Here is a 17,828-nt window from a genome sequence, read left to right on the forward strand (position 1 = left end):
CAGCCTATCCCAGCTTGGTCTCGGACACAAGGCCCGACTCTTGGGGGATACAACCTGCCAAGCCACACGTCCAACCTCGTTCACCCAATCAACCAAGACCGGGTCGGTGTCCGTCGCTCTGACTCGACAAAAGTTACGCGACCGACCCCACCCGCGCAAATCGGCTGGTGAATCCGGCTGTCGACGGCATATGCGCAGGTCCGAGCGCGTATGTGCGCCCGTCTGCTCCGCCACGCGAACAGATCCTGCCGTGTGACGCCAGCCATATTTCGCGAAACGCCGGAGAATCGGGTTTCAGGCGCGCGCCAACGCGGCGACATGATCCGGCTCTACCAGGTGCGGTTCTACATCATCGGCACGTTCTGCCCGCCCGAGGCTTTCACCGATCGGAACTACTCCGGCCCACACTCCCCCGGCGGCAACGTCGGAGTCATCGTCGATCGGTCCGCCGGCACGTGCCTTCACCGAGGCTTCGTACAGCGGAAGCGCCAGCACGCTGGTCGCCGCAAGTTCCTTTCTGGAATGCGCCCGCAGGTGCGCACTCCTCCCAGGAACGACCTGATCGACGATCGCGTCCAACGCGCGTATGCGCTCGTCCTCGTCCGCGACTCGACGTGGCCGACCCACGACAACGGCACTTCGATAGTTCATCGAGTGATGAAACGCCGAACGCGCCAGGACCAGGCCATCGACGACCGTCACCGTCACACAGATGTCCTGCGTCGGAGCCTCCACCAGGCTTCGCGAGGCCACCGAACCATGGAGATACAGGGTGCCGGCCCGGTCCGGACCCTCCGGATCCACGCCGAACACCGTCGGAAGCACGCGCGGAAGATGATCCACCACCACACCGATATGGCAGAAGCGCGCAGAGCGAAGAACATCGAGCAGCGCCGCCCGCTCCTGCTGTGCGCGATGCCGACCCCGGATCACTGTGGTTCTGGGCGTCGGGGACAGCAGCAGCTCGTCATCGGTCATGCTCTTACGATGGACCGCATGTGGCTTTCTGTCACGGTCCAATATTGAAGAAAATAGCTAGGCCACTTACCGGGCCGGAACGGGGATCGTTCGATGGGAATGCCACCGAACTCACTGTCCGTAGCCGTCGATCGGTCCGACCGGCGAACGCTGCCCGTTCAGGTGGCCGATGGAATCCGTGCGGCCATCGATCGCGGAGCCCTCGTGCCGGGTGCCCGATTACCCAGTACCAGAGCACTTTCCGACGAACTCGGCTTGGCTCGAGCGGTAGCGGAGAAAGCGTACGAACAGTTGATCGCCGAGGGATGGCTCGACGCACGCCGCGGATCGGGAACCTACGTTCGAGACATTCCGCATGCAGTTCGGTCACGCCGCACTTCACGCCGAACCCCGCACACCCCTCTCCCTTCGGAGCGAATTTCGCTGCGCCCGGGAATACCGTGGACTCCACCCCGAGCGTCCGAGGCGTGGAGGCGGGCCTGGCGCGATGTCGGCACTGCGCCTCCGCCGGGTGCCTATCCCGATCCGGCAGGCTCGCTCGAACTGAGACGTCGCATCGCGGATCTGCTGGGACGTACGCGTGGACTGCACACCGACCCGGATTCGATCGTCGTCACCACCGGCAGCATTCACGGTCTCGATCTGGCGCTCGGCGCCCTGTCGACGACTGATTGCGTCGAACACGTTCTAGCACTGGAGAATCCAGGATATCGAGCGGCCGCCGCTCTCGCGGCGCATCGTGGTTGGGCCGTTCACGATGTCCCTGTCGATCGCGAGGGCCTCGTCATCGAAAGGCTCCGATCGGCGCCTCGCGGCACACCCGCCGTCTACGTCACCCCGTCACATCAGTACCCCACCGGCGGACTCATGCCCATCGGTCGCCGGCGTGCATTGGCAGACTGGGCACGACAGACCGGATCGACCATCATCGAGGACGATTACGATTCCGAATTCCGTTACGGCATAGCACCTTTACCCACAGTGACTGAACTCGTTCCGGACCGTGCCGTCTACCTGGGCACCGTTTCGAAGACCTTGGGTGCCGGTGTGCGGTTGGGATGGATGGTCGCTCCCCCGACATTGGTCGATCGCATCACCGAAACGCGACGCGCGATCGGCGACCACCCATCGGTTCCCATCCAGCACGCCATGACAGCCCTGCTGCGCGACGGCGAATGGGACCGATCCGTACGCGCTGCACGTCGGATCTATCGAGCGCGTGATCGCGTTGTTGCCGCCGCGCTCTCACGATTCGGCGAACTTCGGGGCGTCGGTGCCGGTCTGCACACAGTGCTCGTACTCGATCCCGCCGTCGCACGCGAGATTGCAGCCGTATGTGCCGACAACGGGGTCGACCTGCCCACTCTCGCGCACTCGACCCGCTCGCCGACTTCGGACGGCGGAATCGTCGTCGGCTACGGGGCTCTGGCGGAGGATCAATTCGAGCGCGCACTACAAGTGTTGGTCGACGCTCTCCACGACAGATCGGTCAGCTGACCCGTTCGATGCTCCCTCCGAGAGCAGTCAGATTCTCCACGAATCGTGGATAGCCCCTGTCGATGTGGAACACATCGTGCACCTCGGTCGTACCGTCCGCGACGAGCCCCGCAAGCACCAGACCGGCCCCGGCCCGAATGTCGGAGGACCACACCGGCGCGCTGGAAAGCTGCGGCACACCCCGCACCACGGCATGGTGGCCATCGGTACGAGCGTCGGCGCCGAGTCGGATCATTTCCTCGACGAACCGGAACCGGGCCTCGAACACGTTCTCGGTGATCATCGACGTCCCGTCTGCGACGGTCGCGAGTCCAATCGCCATCGGCTGAAGATCGGTGGGGAAACCCGGATACGGGAGGGTCGCAAAGTTCACTGCCCGTGGACGCTCGTGCTGAACGACGCGGAAACCGTCCGGTTCGCTGCTCACCTCGGCACCAGCAGATCGCAACTTGTCCAGTACCAGCGACAGATGCTTCGGGTTCACCCCGCGCACACGCACGTCACCCCGCGTCATAGCGGCCGCGATGCCCCACGTAGCGGCCACGATTCGATCACCGATCACCCGGTGAGTCGTCGGCTTCAGCGCGCTGACACCACGGATGGTCAGGGTCGAGGTACCCGCGCCGCGAACATCGGCACCCATCTCGTTGAGCATGTTGCACACGTCGACGATGTCCGGTTCGCGGGCGGCGTTGTCGATGACCGTCTCGCCTGTGGCGAGTACTGCGGCCATCAGAATGTTCTCGGTGGCTCCGACGGACGGAAAAGCCAGCCTGATGTTCGCACCCCGTAGTTCGTCTGCTTCTGCCACGACACACCCGTGCTGAATTTCGCTGCGCGCTCCCAGCAATTGCAGTCCGGACTGGTGCATGTCGAGTGGGCGCGAGCCGATCGCATCGCCGCCGGGTAGAGCTACGACGGCTCTCTTGCAGCGCGCGACCAGCGGACCCAGAACGCATACCGACGCCCGGAACTGCCGAACGGCCGCAAAATCGGCGTGATATTTCGGCATGGCAGGCGTTGTTATGTGAACGACCGAACCTTCCAGCACGACCTCGCAGCCGAGCCCGCGCAACACCTCGGCCATGAGCGGCACATCCAGGATGTCGGGGCAATTGGTGATCGTGCTGGTTCCTTCGGCGAGCAGCGCCGCGGCCATCAATTTGAGGACGCTGTTTTTCGCACCACCGACCGACACCTCACCGACGAGGCGGTTACCACCGTTGACCAAAAAGCGTTCACTCACTTCGACAGAGTAGCCAGCGGGACCGGCCGACACCCGCGCGGTACCGTAGCGGCCATGGCAGTTCATCTCACTCGCATCTACACGCGAACCGGCGACGACGGAACGACCGGCCTCAGCGACTTCTCGCGGGTGTCCAAGAACGACCAACGACTGGTTGCCTACGCAGATTGCGACGAGACCAATGCGAGTCTCGGAGTCGTACTGGCACTGGGCAATCCGCCAGAATCGGTGCAGTCCGTGATCCGGACGATCCAGAGCGATCTGTTCGACGCGGGGGCCGATCTGTCGACCCCGGTAGTCGAGAATCCGCAGTACCCACCGCTGCGGATCGACCAGAGCTACATCGACCGCATCGAAGGCTGGTGCGACGAATTCAACGAAGACCTCCCCGCGCTGACATCGTTCATCCTGCCGGGGGGAACGCCATTGGGTGCGCTGCTGCACGTGTCTCGAACGGTGGCCAGACGCGCAGAACGGTCGGCCTGGGCTGCGGTGCACGCGAGTCCGGAGACGACGAGCGAGTTGCCGGCGAAATACCTCAACCGTCTGTCTGACCTGCTGTTCATTCTGAGCCGATACGCCAATCCGGACGGCGATGTTCAGTGGGTTCCCGGATCGAGCCGTACATCCAGCGGGCCCACCGAGAACTCCTGATCAGACCGCCGGACGGGGGCGTCGCGAGCGTCCGGAGGGCCGAGACTCGACCCAGGACAGGAACGCGGTCAGTGCACTTCTGTCCAGCGCGATCTCGTACTGCTTTCCGCTGCCGGACAGTTCCAATACAGCGATGTCGGCTGTCATGATGTCGAATTCGGTATCCCGTGGGGACCGTCTATCCCCTACGTGAATATCCTGGCGACCCAGCCGATGATCCGGGCCCGGACGCAAACTCGACAGTTTGAAGAACACGAGTGTGTTGTCGCCGTAGCGAATGATGCCGTGCCGCCAGCCGGTGCCACCCTCGGAAGGCAACACCCGCATGATCGCTGCGGTGCCCCCACGTCGCAGAACCATCAGGCGGTACGCAAAAGCCGCGACGAGCCCCGCGAGCAGCACAACCAGAATGATCAGAACAATCAATCCGATGTGCATCGCAGGTCTCGTCGCGGCTTCTCGTGAACCTAGGACCGCTCGACAGCGCGGATACGACCCTTGGCCACAGCGATGGCCTCGAGGTCGTCACCGTTCTCTGCCACTACGGCCCGTGCCGCCTCGACATCGATGTCGTCGGCGAAATCGGCCGATTCTGCCAGCACGGTGACCGTCTTGCCCGTCACCGACAGGAATCCACCGTGGACGGCCGCAATGAGCTTCTCGCCGTCCGTGGTCGTGATCGACACCGTGCCGCCCTCGATCAACTGCCCGAGGACGGGCTCGTGGCCGACCATGATGCCGATCTCACCTTCGGTGGTCTGAGCGCTGACGATGGTCGCGGTACCGGACCACAGCTTTTGCTCCACAGCGACCAGAGAGACCTCCATGCCGCTCTTCTCGGAAGAAGTCACGTCGGTCTACTTTCCGGCCATCTTCTTCGCGGCCGCCTCGACGTCGTCGAGACCACCGCAGCTGTTGAAGGCCTGCTCGGGAAGGTGGTCGTACTCACCCTTGGTGACCTTGTCGAACGCCTCGATGGTGTCCGAGAGGGACACGACCGAACCGGCCTCGCCGGTGAACTTCTCGGCAACGATGAAGTTCTGGCCGAGGAACTTCTGGAGACGGCGTGCGCGGCCGACCAGAACCTTGTCCTCTTCCTGAAGCTCGTCCATGCCGAGGATGGCGATGATGTCCTGCAGCTCCTTGTACTTCTGCAGGATGCGCTTGACCTCGTTGGCCACGCGGAAGTGCTCGGCACCGACGATGCCGGGCTCGAGGATGCGCGAGGTCGAGCTCAGCGGGTCCACAGCGGGGTAGATACCCATCTGCGAGATCGGACGCGACAGCTCGGTCGTCGCATCGAGGTGCGCGAACGTCGTGGCCGGAGCCGGGTCGGTGTAGTCGTCGGCGGGGACGTAGATCGCCTGCAGCGAGGTGATCGAGCGGCCACGGGTCGAGGTGATGCGCTCCTGGAGCTCACCCATCTCGTCCGCCAGGGTGGGCTGGTAACCGACGGCAGACGGCATACGCCCGAGAAGGGTCGATACCTCCGAACCGGCCTGGGTGAAGCGGAAGATGTTGTCGATGAACAGCAGAACGTCCTGTCCCTGAACATCGCGGAAGTACTCCGCCATGGTCAGTGCCGACAACGCCACGCGCATACGGGTGCCGGGCGGCTCGTCCATCTGACCGAAGACGAGGGCGGTGTCCTGGAGGACGCCCATCTCTTCCATCTCGAGGTGAAGGTCGGTGCCCTCACGAGTACGCTCGCCGACTCCTGCGAACACCGAGGTGCCCGAGAACTCGCGTGCGATACGCGTGATCATTTCCTGAATCAGCACGGTCTTGCCGACGCCTGCACCGCCGAACAGACCGATCTTTCCGCCCTTGACGTACGGCGTCAGCAGGTCGATGACCTTGATGCCGGTCTCGAGGATCTCGGTCTTGCCTTCGAGCTGATCGAAGGCTGGTGGCTTCCGGTGGATGCCCCACTGCTCGCCGTCGCGGCCGAGTCCTGGGGTGTCCAGGCAGTCACCGAGGGCATTGAACACGTGGCCCTTGACGACATCGCCGACGGGAACCGAGATCGGCTTGCCGGAGTCGATGACGGCCGTGCCGCGGACGAGGCCGTCGGTGGGCTGCATCGAGATGGTGCGAACCAAGTTGTCGCCGAGGTGCTGTGCGACCTCGAGCGTCAGGGTCTTGGCCACGGTCGGCAGAGTGATCTCTGCGTTGAGGGCATTGAACAGTGCGGGAATCGAGCCGCGCGGGAACTCGACGTCCACAACGGGGCCGATGACCCGAACGACACGGCCGGACTGTGTGTCCGCTCCGCTCGCGTTCTCTTGGGCTACTGCTGCGGTCATTGCTTAGTCACTTCCTGCGCTGTCGGCCAACGCGTTGGCGCCACCGACGATTTCGCTGATTTCCTGGGTGATCTGGGCCTGCCGAGCCTGGTTGGCCTGACGGCTCAAGGTCTCGACCAATTCGTTCGCGTTGTCCGTCGCTGCCTTCATGGCGGTACGACGCGCCGCGGACTCCGACGCTGCAGCATCGAGCAACGATGCATAGATCCGGGTGCTGATGTACTTCGGGAGCAGGGCCGAGAGCAACGTTCCCGCTTCCGGCTCGAACTCGTACTGTGCCTGGATGTCCGCATCGGGTGCATCCGTCAGCCCGTCCGGTCCCTTTTTGATCTCCTCGTCGGTGTACGAGATCTCCAACGGAGCCATCCGGCGAACTTCCGGCTTCTGCGTCAGCATCGACACGAACCGGGTGTAGACGATATGCAGCTCGTCCACGCCCTCGACGGTGCCTTCACCGTTGGGGGCGTCGACCTCGGTACCCGAACCGGCCATGAACAGCTCGACCAGATGCTTGCTGGCCTTGGCCGCGTCGGCGTAGCCGGGCTCCTGGGAAAAGCCGGTCCAGGAGCCTTTCACATCGCGCTCACGGAACGTGTAGTAGCCGAGACCTTTGGCACCCAACACGTAGATGACCGGATCCTTGCCCTCGGAGCGAAGCAGCTGGAACAGCTCCTCGGACTCCTTGAGGACGTTGGAGTTGTAGCCGCCGCACATGCCGCGGTCACTGGTCACGACCAGAACCGCAGCGCGCTTGGGCTCGGCCCGCTCGTTGAGCAGCGGGTGGTCGAGCGCACTCGATGCACTTGCCAACGCGGAGAGCACCTTGGTGATCTCTTCCGCGTACGGCTTGGACGCAGCAACACGGGCCTGAGCTTTGGTGATCCGCGACGTGGCGATCAGCTCTTGCGCCTTGGTGATCTTCTTGGTCGAGTTGACCGACTTGATGCGGGAGCGAAGCTCGAGAATGCTTGCCATCTAGCTGTTCACGCTCCCTTCTGTGCTCGTGGTGTCACCTGTCATCGCCGGCCTACTTGCTGACTGTCTTGCGGGTGACGTTGACCTGCTCCTGGCTGACCTCGTCGGCGTCGAGGGTGTCCGCCTCCGCCTCGTTGACGACACGGTTACCCTCCGAGTCGACGAATCCGGCCTTGAACTTGTCGGTCGCCTCGACGAGCGCCTTCTGGTTGTCCTCGTCGAGCGCCTTGCCACCGGCGATGCTGTCGTACACGCCGCTTGCGTTGCGGTGCAGGTCCTCGAGCAGCTCGGTCTCGAAACGGCGGACGTCACCGACCGGCACCGAGTCGAACGTGCCCTGGCCCGCGAGCCAGATCGACACGATCTGATCCTCGACGGCAACCGGCGAGTACTGATCCTGCTTGAGCAGCTCCACCAGGCGTGCGCCGCGCTCGAGCTGCGCCTTGGAGGCCGCGTCGAGATCGGATGCGAACGCCGAGAAGGCTTCCAGCTCGCGGAACTGAGCGAGCTCGAGACGGAGGGATCCGGAGACCTTCTTCATGCCCTTGGTCTGCGCAGCGCCACCGACTCGGGACACCGAGATACCGACGTTGATGGCCGGTCGAACGCCCTTGTTGAACAGGTCCGACTCGAGGAAGACCTGGCCGTCGGTGATGGAGATGACGTTGGTCGGGATGTACGCCGAGACGTCGTTGGCCTTGGTCTCGATGATCGGCAGTGCCGTCAACGATCCGCCACCGAGCTCGTCGGAGAGCTTCGCCGAACGCTCCAGCAGACGGGAGTGCAGGTAGAAGACGTCACCGGGGTATGCCTCGCGGCCCGGCGGGCGACGCAGCAGCAGCGAGATGGCACGGTAGGCCTCGGCCTGCTTGGTCAGGTCGTCGAACACGATCAGGACGTGCTTACCCTGGTACATCCAGTGCTGGCCGATGGCCGAGCCGGTGTACGGGGCGAGCCACTTGAAGCCGGCGGAGTCCGAGGCGGGAGCAGCAACGATGGTGGTGTATTCGAGTGCGCCGCGCTCTTCGAGTGCAGCCTTGACGCCTGCAATCGTGGAGCCCTTCTGGCCGATGGCGACGTAGATGCAGCGAACCTGCTTCTTCTCGTCGCCGCTCTCCCAGTTGGCCTTCTGGTTCAAGATCGCATCGACGCAGACCGCGGTCTTGCCGGTCTTGCGGTCGCCGATGATGAGCTGACGCTGGCCGCGTCCGATCGGGGTCATGGCGTCGATGGCCTTGATGCCGGTCTGCAGCGGCTCCTCGACGGGCTGGCGCTCGAGCACCGACGCTGCCTGCAATTCGAGGGCGCGGGTCTCGGAGGACTCGATATCGCCGAGTCCGTCGATGGGCTTGCCGAGGGGGTCCACGACGCGACCGAGATAGCCGTCGCCCACGGGGACCGACAGCACGTCTCCGGTGCGCTTGACTTCCTGGCCCTCTTCGATGTGCTCGTAGTCACCGAGGACAACGGCACCGATCTCGGTGGCATCCAGGTTCAGCGCGACACCGAGGACTCCCCCAGGAAATTCCAGGAGTTCGTTGGACATCGCCGACGGCAATCCGGACACGTGAGCGATTCCGTCGCTCGTGTCCGTAACCGTGCCGACCTCCTCGCGGGAAGACTCCGGTGAGTAGCTCGCGGTGAAGTTATCGATCGCGCTACGGATCTCGTCGGAGGAGATCGTCAGCTCCGCCATAGTGTTTCCTGCTCTTCCTTCAAATGATCGCGGGGTGAAATGTCTCGAAAGTCGAGACGCTTCTTCTCGTTACTGTGTCCGTGTCGGACTATTTGAGCGTCTTTCGCAATGCAGCGAGGCGACCTGCCCCGCTACCGTCGATGACCTCGTCGCCGATACGAACGACAAGTCCGCTGAGCAGTTCGGTATCGACCTCTACGTGCACCGTGATCTGCTTGCCGTAGGTACGGGTCAAGGTTGCGGTCAGCTTCTCGAGCTGGCTCTCGTTCAGCGGGGCTGCGCTACGTACGTGAGCGACTGCCCGATCGCGCTGCTGTGCAGCCAGATCGGCGAGTTCGTTCAGCACATCGGCCGGAGCCGTCTTGCGCGGACGCGTCACAGCCTGAACTGCCAACGCCTCCGTGACCGCGGTGACCTTGCCGTAGAGCAGGCGACCGAGCAGTTCACGCTTGGCCTGTGACGGCTTCGAGCGATCCGACAGTGCCTGTTCGAGCTGCGGGTTGGCCGCCACGATGCGTCCGAGCCGGAACAACTCATCCTCGACCGTGTCCAGCTGATCCTGATCTGCTGCGGCGCGCAGCAAGGCCTCACGCCCCAGCTCGACGAGAGAGTTCAGCAGGTCGCGAGCCGTGGACCAGTTTTGACCGGCCGCAGCTTTGACGATCGTCGCCGTCACATCGGACACCTGGCCGGAGAAGACCTCTCCGGCCAGATCGCTTCGCCGAGCGCCCTCGACCGACGAATCGGACAGGGCGGTACGCAACGTGCGCTGCGCGTCGAGTGTCTCGACGACGGCGAACAACTCGGTACCGGTCTGCGCAGCGACGGCTGTCGCCTCGCCTCCCGACGCGGATCCCAGAGCTTCGTCGGCAGCCGACCGCGTGCGGGCGAGCGCCTCACGAGAGGTTGCGTACATGGTCCGACTCACTTTCCGGCTGCGGAGTCCGCGGTGACGGAATCCAGCTCATTGAGGAAGCGATCGATCGAACTGGATCGCTTCGCGTCGTCGGACAGCTGCTCTCCGATGACCTTCTCTGCGAGTTCGACGGCCGTGCGTCCCAGATCTCCACGAAGCTCGGTGACGATCTGCTGACGCTGGGCAACGAGCTGACTGTGACCGGCGGCCACGATCCGGTCGCTTTCTTCCTGCGCCTTTTCCTTCATCTCGGCCAGAATCGCCTGCCCCTGGGTACGCGCTTCCTCACGGATCTGCGCGGCCTCGGAGCGAGCGTCGGCCAGCTGAGCGTGGTACTGCTCGAGAGCAGCCTTGGCCTCGGCCTGTGCCTGCTCGGCCTTCTTGATTCCACCCTCGATCAGCTCCGAACGCTCGGAGAGGACCGTCTGAAAACGCGGAACCACGTACTTCCAGAAGAGGAAACCGATGACGGCGACACAGACGAGCGACCAAACGATGTCGTATGTTGCGGGCAGCAGCGGGTTGTAGTCTCCCTCACCCTCCGCTGCCAGCAGCTCAATCGCGTTTGTCATCGCGCTCTCAGAGAATGAAGCCGGCAACGAGGCCGATCAGGGCGAGGGACTCGGTGAATGCGATGCCGAGGAACATGGTCGTACGGAGCTGACCGGCCAGCTCGGGCTGGCGAGCGGTGGCTTCCATGTTCTTGGCGACGACGAGGCCGAGGCCGATACCGCCGCCGATCGCTGCAAGGCCGTAGCCGATGGCGCCGTATCCGGTGGCGTTGATTTCCTGCGCCTGGGCCAGAACTTCAAGGCTCATTGGGTTTTCCGTTCCCTTTCTTCGGTCCACATCCGGGTGTCGGAGGTGGCGGTGTAGCTGGTTCGGTCGGTTGGTCGGTCAGTGCGAGTCGGCGTGCAGCGACAGATCGATGTAGATCGCCGTGAGCAGCGCGAAGATGTACGCCTGTAGGAAGATCACCAGCATCTCGAACATGGTGAACAGGAAGCCCATGATCAACGAGGGTGCAGCGAAGATCTTCAGGCCTGCGGAGGCCTCGAAGAGGAAGAACTGCGTGGCACTGAAGAACAGCACGAGCATGATGTGGCCGGCGAGCATGTTGGCCAGCAGACGCACCGTCAGCGTGAACGGGCGAAGGACGAAGTTCGAGATGAACTCGAGCGGGATCAGCAGCACGTGCATGGCCGGCGGGATGCCGGGGATGACGATCGTGCCCTTGACGAACTTGCCGAGGCCGAACTTCTTGACACCGGCGTACACGAAGGCGACGTATGCGACCGCGGCCAGCACGATCGGCAGCCCGATTCGGGCGTTGGACGAGATGTTCAGGAACGGAATGATCGCACTGAGATTCAACGCGAACACCGTGAAGAAGATCGTCATGATGACAGGCAGGAATCGACGTCCCTGTTCCTTACCGAGCACGTCCTCCGCGACGTGGATCCGGACGAAGTCGAGAGCGATCTCGGCGACGTTCTGGACTCCACGAGGAACGATCTTGGGGCTGCGCAAGGCGATCAGCATGAAGACGATCAGCAGCGCCGACATCAGGATGCGAATGAGCATCAGTCGGTCGAGCTCGAACGGGGTTCCCTCGAACAGCACCGCGGGAGGAAAGAAATCGGATAGTGACGGCGGATGGAACTCCGCAGCCAGGTTGGTGACGCTCAGCGGTCTCTCCCGTGTTCGGGCCGCAGCCGGTGACGACTGCGGTTCGATCGGACAATGACGATCTATCAAGTCGACGAAAATCGGCTCGCAATCGTCAGAGGCTGAGGCCCGGTCTTCATCGGCCAAGCGTCTGTCGGGTGTCGGCGACTCACGTCGACTCGGCAACTCTCAGGGCAGAACCTTACGTTGCCGAAGTCGGTGACTCCGGGCCTACTGTAAGGAAGCTCACGCTGACTGCTACCTGCGGGGGTCGAGTCCGGGGAAAAAGTCTCTTTCGTCCCGGTCTTGCCCACCGCTTGATGCAAACTTTATCAACAGAACTACGACGTTGTGTAGGCGGGCCTCAGCTTAACCGATTACGACGCCTTGTCGTACTACGTGTTGTCGGTGGTGCCGTCACCGGGAACGCTGTCGACGTAGGCGACCTTGGTCTTGACGACGCCGAACACTTCGGCACCGAGGACCGCCACCAGAGCACCCAAGATGGTCAGCCCCAGTGAGTACTTGTTGTAGAAGTCTGCGTCCTTGAGTGCAACGAGCACGATCAACGCGATGACCATCTTGACCAACCATCCACCGAGCAGCAGCGCTCCGACTGCCGAGGCCGGAAAACGCGTGGTCAGAGCCACCGACAATGCAGTTGTGATGACGAATCCTCCACCGATCGCCAGACCGATGAGAGAACCCCACAACCCCGGTGTTCCCGCAGCAGCAACCGATATCCCGAGGCTCACCACCGTCAACACCACCAGGCCGATGAGGCCGTAGCGGACCGCGGCACGGAGCGGCGCGAATTGGTCGGGCATGGGCTGCGGGGTGAAGGTCACAGTTGTCGAGAGTACCCAGTGACCGGACGAGCCCGAGAATCGCAGAGCGAATCAGCGCCGTCGAGTGCTGGGACGATCGAATCCGCGCGATCGATCCACCCGCAAGGTCGGCACAGCGGTGACGACCAGGGCGAACACGAGACCCGCCGCGACCAGCAGCACGACGATGCGCCGGTCGAGCAGCGATGAACCGACCGCACCGAAGGCGAGAACTCCCACCCACAGGTAGATCACCAACACCACCCGACGATGCGAGTGGCCGATCTGTAGCAATCGATGGTGCAGATGCATTTTGTCCGGGCTGAACGGGCTCCGACCCGCCCGAGTGCGACGAATGACAGCCAGCAACAGGTCGAGGATCGGGATGAGCATCACGGCACCGACCAGCAGAATCGGCGACAAGAGTCCGAGCAGATCTCGCGGGCCGTATGCCGTGAGCGGAATCCGACCCGACGCGCTCGTCGAGATCGTGGCCAGCGTCAGCCCGATGAGCATCGAGCCCGAATCACCCATGAAAATGCGTGCGGGCTGAAAATTGTGTGGCAGGAACCCCAGGCACGCACCGGCCAGGGCTGCCGCGATCAACGCGGGAGGGTAGACGCCGACATCGCCGCCCTGTTCCTGCAGCAGTCCCACCGAGAAGATGCAGATCGCCACCGAGGAGATGAGCCCCAGCCCGGCCGCCAACCCGTCGAGACCGTCGACGAAATTCATGGCGTTGACGATCACGACGGTGATCAGCACCGTCACCAATCCGGCTTGCAGCTGGTCCAGTACGAGCGTGGTACCCGGCTGCCCCGGCTCACCGCCCCACGGCTGGTACAGCACCACCCAGCTCACGCCCATGATGACCAGTACACCGGCGGCGGTCACCTGGCCGACGAACTTGGTCAGGGCATCCAGACCCCACCTGTCGTCGATGACGCCGACCAATACGATCACGAAGCCCGCGACGAGTGCCGCCGGAATGTCGCGGTTGTATGCGACGTCGAAGCCACGCGCCAACGCCGGCAACTGTGACGCGAACAGCAGCGCGGCGAGCATGCCTGCGTACATTCCTACTCCCCCGAGCCTGGGGGTGGCCTGCACGTGGACGTCGCGATCACGAGGAACGGCCACGGCCCCGAACTTGATCGCCGCCACTCTCACTCCCCCGGTGGCGAAGAACGTGACCACGGCAGCCGTGAGGAAAACCAGCAGCAGCTCACGAATGGGAACACCTGCGCCCAAGTTCGACTGAGCAAGCACCTCGCCGCTCATGCGGGACGGTCGGTCATGTCAGGAAGCCCCCGGGACCAGGCTTTCGGCGGTGACACCGAGAACCTCGGCAATCTTTTCGGTGGGAATGGCGCCGACCCGAAGAATTCGGGCGCGATCACTCGTGAGATCGACAATCGTCGACGCGACCGCGTGCTCGGCCGCTCCACCGTCCAAATACACCGCAGCAGAACCACCGAGTTGCTCTCGAGCCTCGGCCACAGTGGTGGCAGGCGGGCTGCCCGAGATGTTGGCGCTCGAGACAGCGAGCGGTCCGACCTCACGCAGGAGCTCCAGAGCCACCGGATGCAATGGCATACGCAACATCACCGTGCCCTGCGCGTCGCCCAGATCCCAGGCCAAGGACGGCGCCTGTTGCACGACGATGCTCAATGCGCCGGGCCAGAACGCGCGTATCAGATCTCGGGTTCTGGGCCGAACGCCGGCGACCAGGCCGTCGATGGTGCTCCAGGAGCCGACGAGTACGGGGACCGGCATATCGCGCCCGCGGCCCTTGGCACGCAGCAAATCGGTGACGGAACTGCCGTCGAAGGCATCGGCCGCAATTCCGTAGAGGGTGTCGGTGGGCATCACGATGAGTCGGCCGGACTTGAGTGCACCGCGGGCTGCGGTCAACCCGGCAGCGCGCGCATCGGCTTCACGGCAGTCGTAAACGGTACTCACGGCCACCATCCTTCCACCTCCGGTAACGAAGTGATGTCAGGTGCCGCCCGCCTGCCGCTCCCGCCATCAGGCCGAAGGCGGTTGGGCCCTCGTTGCGACGACGAACCTGGGCCTGCCCGCCAGATCCGGATGGGCAGTGACCTCGGTGAACACACGCCGCGCCGAGAGCAGCGCTTCCACGGCGCTCCCGTTGGTGTCGTCGTGCTCGATCGCGACTCCGCCGCCGACCCGTAGCCAGCGAGCAATATTGCGCACCATCGGCTCGATGACCGACAGTCCGTCCGCACCACCGAAAAGCGCCATGTGCGGATCGTGATCGATCACCTCTGGGTCGAGATCGGTTCCTTCGGGAATGTAGGGCGGGTTCGCGACGATCATGTCGACTGCACCGTCGAGTTCGGTGAGCACATCGCGTGCTGTGACGTCGCCGTGGTGCAGCGTGATCGGAGTATCGCCTTCGCCGCTGCGCAGATCGGCGTTGCGCCGCGCCCATGCCAACGCCGATGGATCGAGTTCGACGGCATGAACGACGGCGTCGGGCCGAGCGTTGGCGATGGCGAGGGCGAGCGCTCCTGAGCCCGTGCACAGATCGAGAATCACCGGCGGATGATGATCGACATTTTCGAGAAATGCCAACGCCCAAGCCAACAACAACTCGGTTTCCGGTCGCGGAACGAACACGCCGGGTCCGACTTCCACGTCGATGTTCCCCAGCGAGGTTCTACCGGTGATGTATTGCAGCGGAATGCGTTTCGCGCGCTGAGCAACGGTACGGAAATACGCTTCGACGAGCTCGGGTTCGACGAGGGGCACCAGGCCGAGACGGCCACGATCGACGCCGACGAGGTGCGCAGCAAGTAGCTCCGCATCGACCCTGGCACTCGGCACACCTGCCTCCTCGAGTACAGACGTTGCTTCGAGGATGGCTAGGCGTAACGGCTTTCGGCTCACATGTACAGACTGCCACGAGCTACCGAAGGCCCACTCACACCCGCCCGAGCAGCTCGGCTTTCTTCGAGAAGAATTCGTCGTCGGTCAGAAAGCCCTTCGCATGCAGACCGGCGAGAGCCTCGATCGCAGCAGTGATATCGGAGATGTTCGCTCCGGCGTTGTTGTCACCGGACCCGGACGGGTTCGAGCCAGGCTGATTCGGAGACTGCGGGGCCGAGGACTGCGGGGCCGAAGACTGCTGGGCCGAAGACCGAGGCGGGGAGGACACCTGCGGCCCAGGCTGGATCTGCTGGCCGGTTCCCGTCGAGTGCAGATCGACCCGAGGCAAGCTTCCAGCACTGAACGTGCCGTACTGGCTGGTGAATTCCAGCGATCCCGGCCCGCCGCCCTGCTGTTGCTGAACTCCTCCGATGGAGTGATCGAGCGTGTCGTACACCGCCAACTCGCCGCCCGAGAGCACGGCGAGGCGCCTGCTCGAGGGGAACACCGCGTACTGCGAGCCGTTCTGACCACCGCTCGAGCTCGGCGAACCGAGCTCCGACGGCCACCACGAACCGGAGCCGAACGAGTTGCCGCCGAACGAACCGCCGCTGGTGTCCCTCGGTGGGTACACCTGATGTTGCGACAACACCTCGGACAGATCACGGCACAGGCCGTCGACCCGCGCCTTGAGGCCGTGGTCGAACATGTTGCCGACCATGGTCATCCCGCCGCGCATCCATTGGCCGCTACCACCGAGCTCGGGAATGTTGAACTGCGCCATGGTGCCGCGGCCGTTGTTGACGGCGTCGAGCATGGTGCGGACCGCATCGGTCGAGACGCCGTAGCGCGAGGACAGCTCGGACACGGCATTCTCGCCTGCGGGGGTAAGGGCCTGGTTCATTTCTGGTGTGCCTCTCGGGCGCTCGTACTGGGGTCGAACCTGGCCGCCAGGGTATCGCACCGAGCGGCGGACCGACCCGGTGAAATCCGTAAAGCCTTGTGCCGCAGCTACTCTGCCTGCATTCTGGCGTCACGGTCTGCTTTGGCGAGCGCGTCGAGCAATGCATCGATCTCACCGTCGAGCACCGCATCGAGATTGTGCGCTTTGAAGCCGATCCGGTGGTCGGTGATGCGGTTCTCGGGGTAGTTGTAGGTTCTGATCCGCTCCGAGCGGTCCACGGTGCGCACCTGACTCGCCCGGCCTGCTGCGGCCTCTTCGTCCGCTGCCTCTTCCGCAGCCGCCTGCAGCCGGGCGGCGAGCACCTGCATCGCGCGCGCCTTGTTCTGCAACTGCGAGCGCTCGTTCTGACAGGTCACCACGATGCCGGTGGGCAGGTGGGTGAGCCGGACGGCGGAGTCGGTTGTGTTGACGCCCTGGCCGCCCTTGCCGGACGACCGGTAGACGTCGATACGCAGATCGGCTTCGTCGATCTGGACTTCTTCCACTTCGTCGGGCTCGGGGTACACCAGAATGCCCGCTGCCGAGGTGTGCACGCGTCCCTGCGATTCGGTGACCGGCACCCGCTGCACGCGGTGGACGCCGCCCTCGAACTTCAGTCGTGCCCAGACGCCGTCGAGTGGGTCCTTGGCCTTGATCGACAGCGTCGCATCCTTGTATCCACCCAGGTCGGATACGTTCGCGTCGAGCACTTCGACGCGCCAGCCACGGCGTTCTGCGTAGCGCACGTACATCCGCGCGAGATCGGCTGCGAACAGCGCCGATTCCTCACCGCCCTCACCCGATTTGACCTCCATCACGATGTCGTCGCCGTCGTGCGGATCGCGCGGTGCCAACAGATCGGTCAGAGTCTGCTCCAGCTGCACCACCGTCGCCTCCAGGTCGGGAATCTCGGCCGCGAACGACGAATCGTCGGCGGCCAACTCACGTGCAGCGTCGAGGTCGTCCTGTGCGGAGGTCAACTTCGCGTGCGCGGACATGATCGGGGCGAGCTCGGCAAATCTCTTGCCTGCTCGGCGTGCCGCGGCGGGGTCGTTGTGCAGAGCGGGGTCTGCGAGTTGCTGTTCGAGGCCGGAGTGTTCGGCGAGGATGTCGTCGATTGCCGAAGGCTTGATTGTTCTCGCCATGTTGATGACTCACTCTCGAACGCCGGTGCAACTGGGAATGGACACAAAAAAGCCGACGCCCGCCCTGTGTGTTCACAGGGCGGGC

19 protein-coding genes are annotated in these 17,828 nt (G+C 63.8%); 2 read left to right on the plus strand and 17 right to left on the minus strand.

Annotated features, from left to right (window positions below; genetic code table 11):
* Positions 1-294 precede the first annotated feature (294 nt).
* Positions 295-978: a pyridoxamine 5'-phosphate oxidase family protein gene (locus ACOQFP_RS22100; protein WP_421585536.1), complete on the minus strand. Its 684-nt coding sequence runs from the start codon at positions 976-978 to the stop codon at positions 295-297.
* 93 nt (positions 979-1,071) lie between these two features.
* Here ACOQFP_RS22100 and ACOQFP_RS22105 point away from each other — a divergent pair, with 93 nt between their 5' ends.
* Entirely contained in the window at positions 1,072-2,475 is a 1,404-nt protein-coding gene (locus tag ACOQFP_RS22105; protein WP_421585537.1) for a PLP-dependent aminotransferase family protein, read from the plus strand.
* Here the strand turns inward: ACOQFP_RS22105 and murA are convergent.
* Positions 2,468-3,721: a UDP-N-acetylglucosamine 1-carboxyvinyltransferase gene (gene murA, locus ACOQFP_RS22110; RefSeq protein WP_421585538.1), complete on the minus strand. Its 1,254-nt coding sequence runs from the start codon at positions 3,719-3,721 to the stop codon at positions 2,468-2,470. The two genes, ACOQFP_RS22105 and murA, sit on opposite strands and share 8 nt — an antisense overlap.
* A 54-nt stretch (positions 3,722-3,775) precedes the next feature.
* Here murA and ACOQFP_RS22115 point away from each other — a divergent pair, with 54 nt between their 5' ends.
* Positions 3,776-4,375, plus strand: a complete 600-nt coding sequence (locus ACOQFP_RS22115) for a cob(I)yrinic acid a,c-diamide adenosyltransferase (protein ID WP_341244981.1) — start codon at positions 3,776-3,778, stop codon at positions 4,373-4,375.
* Here the strand turns inward: ACOQFP_RS22115 and ACOQFP_RS22120 are convergent, their stop codons facing one another.
* From ACOQFP_RS22120 to prfA, 15 genes are all read right to left on the minus strand, one after another.
* Complete coding sequence (locus ACOQFP_RS22120) at positions 4,376-4,813, minus strand: DUF2550 domain-containing protein (protein WP_341244980.1); 438 nt, start codon at positions 4,811-4,813, stop codon at positions 4,376-4,378.
* 29 nt (positions 4,814-4,842) lie between these two features.
* Positions 4,843-5,202 carry a F0F1 ATP synthase subunit epsilon gene (locus ACOQFP_RS22125; protein WP_206489647.1) on the minus strand — a complete coding sequence of 120 codons (360 nt, stop codon included), beginning with the start codon at positions 5,200-5,202 and terminating at the stop codon, positions 4,843-4,845.
* 30 nt (positions 5,203-5,232) lie between these two features.
* A complete protein-coding gene (gene atpD, locus ACOQFP_RS22130) occupies positions 5,233-6,681 on the minus strand; it encodes a F0F1 ATP synthase subunit beta (protein WP_094638681.1) in 1,449 nt (482 codons plus the stop codon).
* Positions 6,682-6,684: 3 nt separating this feature from the next.
* Positions 6,685-7,656 carry a F0F1 ATP synthase subunit gamma gene (locus ACOQFP_RS22135; RefSeq protein ID WP_206489450.1) on the minus strand — a complete coding sequence of 324 codons (972 nt, stop codon included), beginning with the start codon at positions 7,654-7,656 and terminating at the stop codon, positions 6,685-6,687.
* Positions 7,657-7,708: 52 nt separating this feature from the next.
* Positions 7,709-9,352, minus strand: coding sequence for a F0F1 ATP synthase subunit alpha (gene atpA / locus ACOQFP_RS22140; RefSeq protein ID WP_206489451.1), 1,644 nt, complete (start codon positions 9,350-9,352; stop codon positions 7,709-7,711).
* Between the two features lie 88 nt (positions 9,353-9,440).
* Positions 9,441-10,268 (minus strand): F0F1 ATP synthase subunit delta, encoded by an 828-nt coding sequence (locus ACOQFP_RS22145; protein ID WP_421585539.1) that lies wholly within the window; start codon positions 10,266-10,268, stop codon positions 9,441-9,443.
* A gap of 8 nt (positions 10,269-10,276) precedes the next feature.
* Positions 10,277-10,840, minus strand: a complete 564-nt coding sequence (locus tag ACOQFP_RS22150; RefSeq protein WP_206489453.1) for a F0F1 ATP synthase subunit B — start codon at positions 10,838-10,840, stop codon at positions 10,277-10,279.
* A gap of 7 nt (positions 10,841-10,847) precedes the next feature.
* Positions 10,848-11,087: an ATP synthase F0 subunit C gene (locus tag ACOQFP_RS22155; RefSeq protein ID WP_128645511.1), complete on the minus strand. Its 240-nt coding sequence runs from the start codon at positions 11,085-11,087 to the stop codon at positions 10,848-10,850.
* A 78-nt stretch (positions 11,088-11,165) separates the two neighbouring features.
* Complete coding sequence (atpB, locus tag ACOQFP_RS22160) at positions 11,166-12,026, minus strand: F0F1 ATP synthase subunit A (protein ID WP_421585540.1); 861 nt, start codon at positions 12,024-12,026, stop codon at positions 11,166-11,168.
* Between the two features lie 305 nt (positions 12,027-12,331).
* Positions 12,332-12,763: a hypothetical protein gene (locus ACOQFP_RS22165; protein WP_206489649.1), complete on the minus strand. Its 432-nt coding sequence runs from the start codon at positions 12,761-12,763 to the stop codon at positions 12,332-12,334.
* A 72-nt stretch (positions 12,764-12,835) separates the two neighbouring features.
* Positions 12,836-14,044, minus strand: coding sequence for a glycosyltransferase family 4 protein (locus tag ACOQFP_RS22170; RefSeq protein WP_421585541.1), 1,209 nt, complete (start codon positions 14,042-14,044; stop codon positions 12,836-12,838).
* Between the two features lie 18 nt (positions 14,045-14,062).
* The gene (locus ACOQFP_RS22175) at positions 14,063-14,725 is read right to left on the minus strand and encodes an L-threonylcarbamoyladenylate synthase (RefSeq protein WP_421585542.1); all 663 of its coding nucleotides are present in this window, start codon (positions 14,723-14,725) and stop codon (positions 14,063-14,065) included.
* A gap of 66 nt (positions 14,726-14,791) precedes the next feature.
* Complete coding sequence (gene prmC / locus ACOQFP_RS22180) at positions 14,792-15,676, minus strand: peptide chain release factor N(5)-glutamine methyltransferase (protein ID WP_421585543.1); 885 nt, start codon at positions 15,674-15,676, stop codon at positions 14,792-14,794.
* A 34-nt stretch (positions 15,677-15,710) separates the two neighbouring features.
* Positions 15,711-16,559: an SHOCT domain-containing protein gene (locus tag ACOQFP_RS22185; protein ID WP_421585544.1), complete on the minus strand. Its 849-nt coding sequence runs from the start codon at positions 16,557-16,559 to the stop codon at positions 15,711-15,713.
* Between the two features lie 107 nt (positions 16,560-16,666).
* Positions 16,667-17,743: a peptide chain release factor 1 gene (prfA, locus tag ACOQFP_RS22190; protein ID WP_206489458.1), complete on the minus strand. Its 1,077-nt coding sequence runs from the start codon at positions 17,741-17,743 to the stop codon at positions 16,667-16,669.
* Positions 17,744-17,828 lie beyond the last annotated feature (85 nt).

The organism is Rhodococcus sp. MALMAid1271, assembly GCF_049195265.1.
In the GTDB taxonomy this organism is placed as follows: domain Bacteria; phylum Actinomycetota; class Actinomycetes; order Mycobacteriales; family Mycobacteriaceae; genus Rhodococcoides.

What these genes read in the sequence shown, in the direction of transcription:
- ACOQFP_RS22100 (WP_421585536.1), bottom strand. Translation starts at nt 978, where the DNA reads ATGACCGATGACGAGCTGCTGCTGTCCCCGACGCCCAGAACCACAGTG.
- ACOQFP_RS22105 (WP_421585537.1), top strand. Translation starts at nt 1,072, where the DNA reads ATGGGAATGCCACCGAACTCACTGTCCGTAGCCGTCGATCGGTCCGAC.
- ACOQFP_RS22115 (WP_341244981.1), top strand. Translation starts at nt 3,776, where the DNA reads ATGGCAGTTCATCTCACTCGCATCTACACGCGAACCGGCGACGACGGA.
- ACOQFP_RS22120 (WP_341244980.1), bottom strand. Translation starts at nt 4,813, where the DNA reads ATGCACATCGGATTGATTGTTCTGATCATTCTGGTTGTGCTGCTCGCG.
- ACOQFP_RS22125 (WP_206489647.1), bottom strand. Translation starts at nt 5,202, where the DNA reads ATGGAGGTCTCTCTGGTCGCTGTGGAGCAAAAGCTGTGGTCCGGTACC.
- atpD (WP_094638681.1), bottom strand. Translation starts at nt 6,681, where the DNA reads ATGACCGCAGCAGTAGCCCAAGAGAACGCGAGCGGAGCGGACACACAG.
- ACOQFP_RS22135 (WP_206489450.1), bottom strand. Translation starts at nt 7,656, where the DNA reads ATGGCAAGCATTCTCGAGCTTCGCTCCCGCATCAAGTCGGTCAACTCG.
- atpA (WP_206489451.1), bottom strand. Translation starts at nt 9,352, where the DNA reads ATGGCGGAGCTGACGATCTCCTCCGACGAGATCCGTAGCGCGATCGAT.
- ACOQFP_RS22145 (WP_421585539.1), bottom strand. Translation starts at nt 10,268, where the DNA reads ATGTACGCAACCTCTCGTGAGGCGCTCGCCCGCACGCGGTCGGCTGCC.
- ACOQFP_RS22150 (WP_206489453.1), bottom strand. Translation starts at nt 10,840, where the DNA reads ATGACAAACGCGATTGAGCTGCTGGCAGCGGAGGGTGAGGGAGACTAC.
- ACOQFP_RS22155 (WP_128645511.1), bottom strand. Translation starts at nt 11,087, where the DNA reads ATGAGCCTTGAAGTTCTGGCCCAGGCGCAGGAAATCAACGCCACCGGA.
- ACOQFP_RS22165 (WP_206489649.1), bottom strand. Translation starts at nt 12,763, where the DNA reads ATGCCCGACCAATTCGCGCCGCTCCGTGCCGCGGTCCGCTACGGCCTC.
- ACOQFP_RS22170 (WP_421585541.1), bottom strand. Translation starts at nt 14,044, where the DNA reads ATGAGCGGCGAGGTGCTTGCTCAGTCGAACTTGGGCGCAGGTGTTCCC.
- ACOQFP_RS22185 (WP_421585544.1), bottom strand. Translation starts at nt 16,559, where the DNA reads ATGAACCAGGCCCTTACCCCCGCAGGCGAGAATGCCGTGTCCGAGCTG.
- prfA (WP_206489458.1), bottom strand. Translation starts at nt 17,743, where the DNA reads ATGGCGAGAACAATCAAGCCTTCGGCAATCGACGACATCCTCGCCGAA.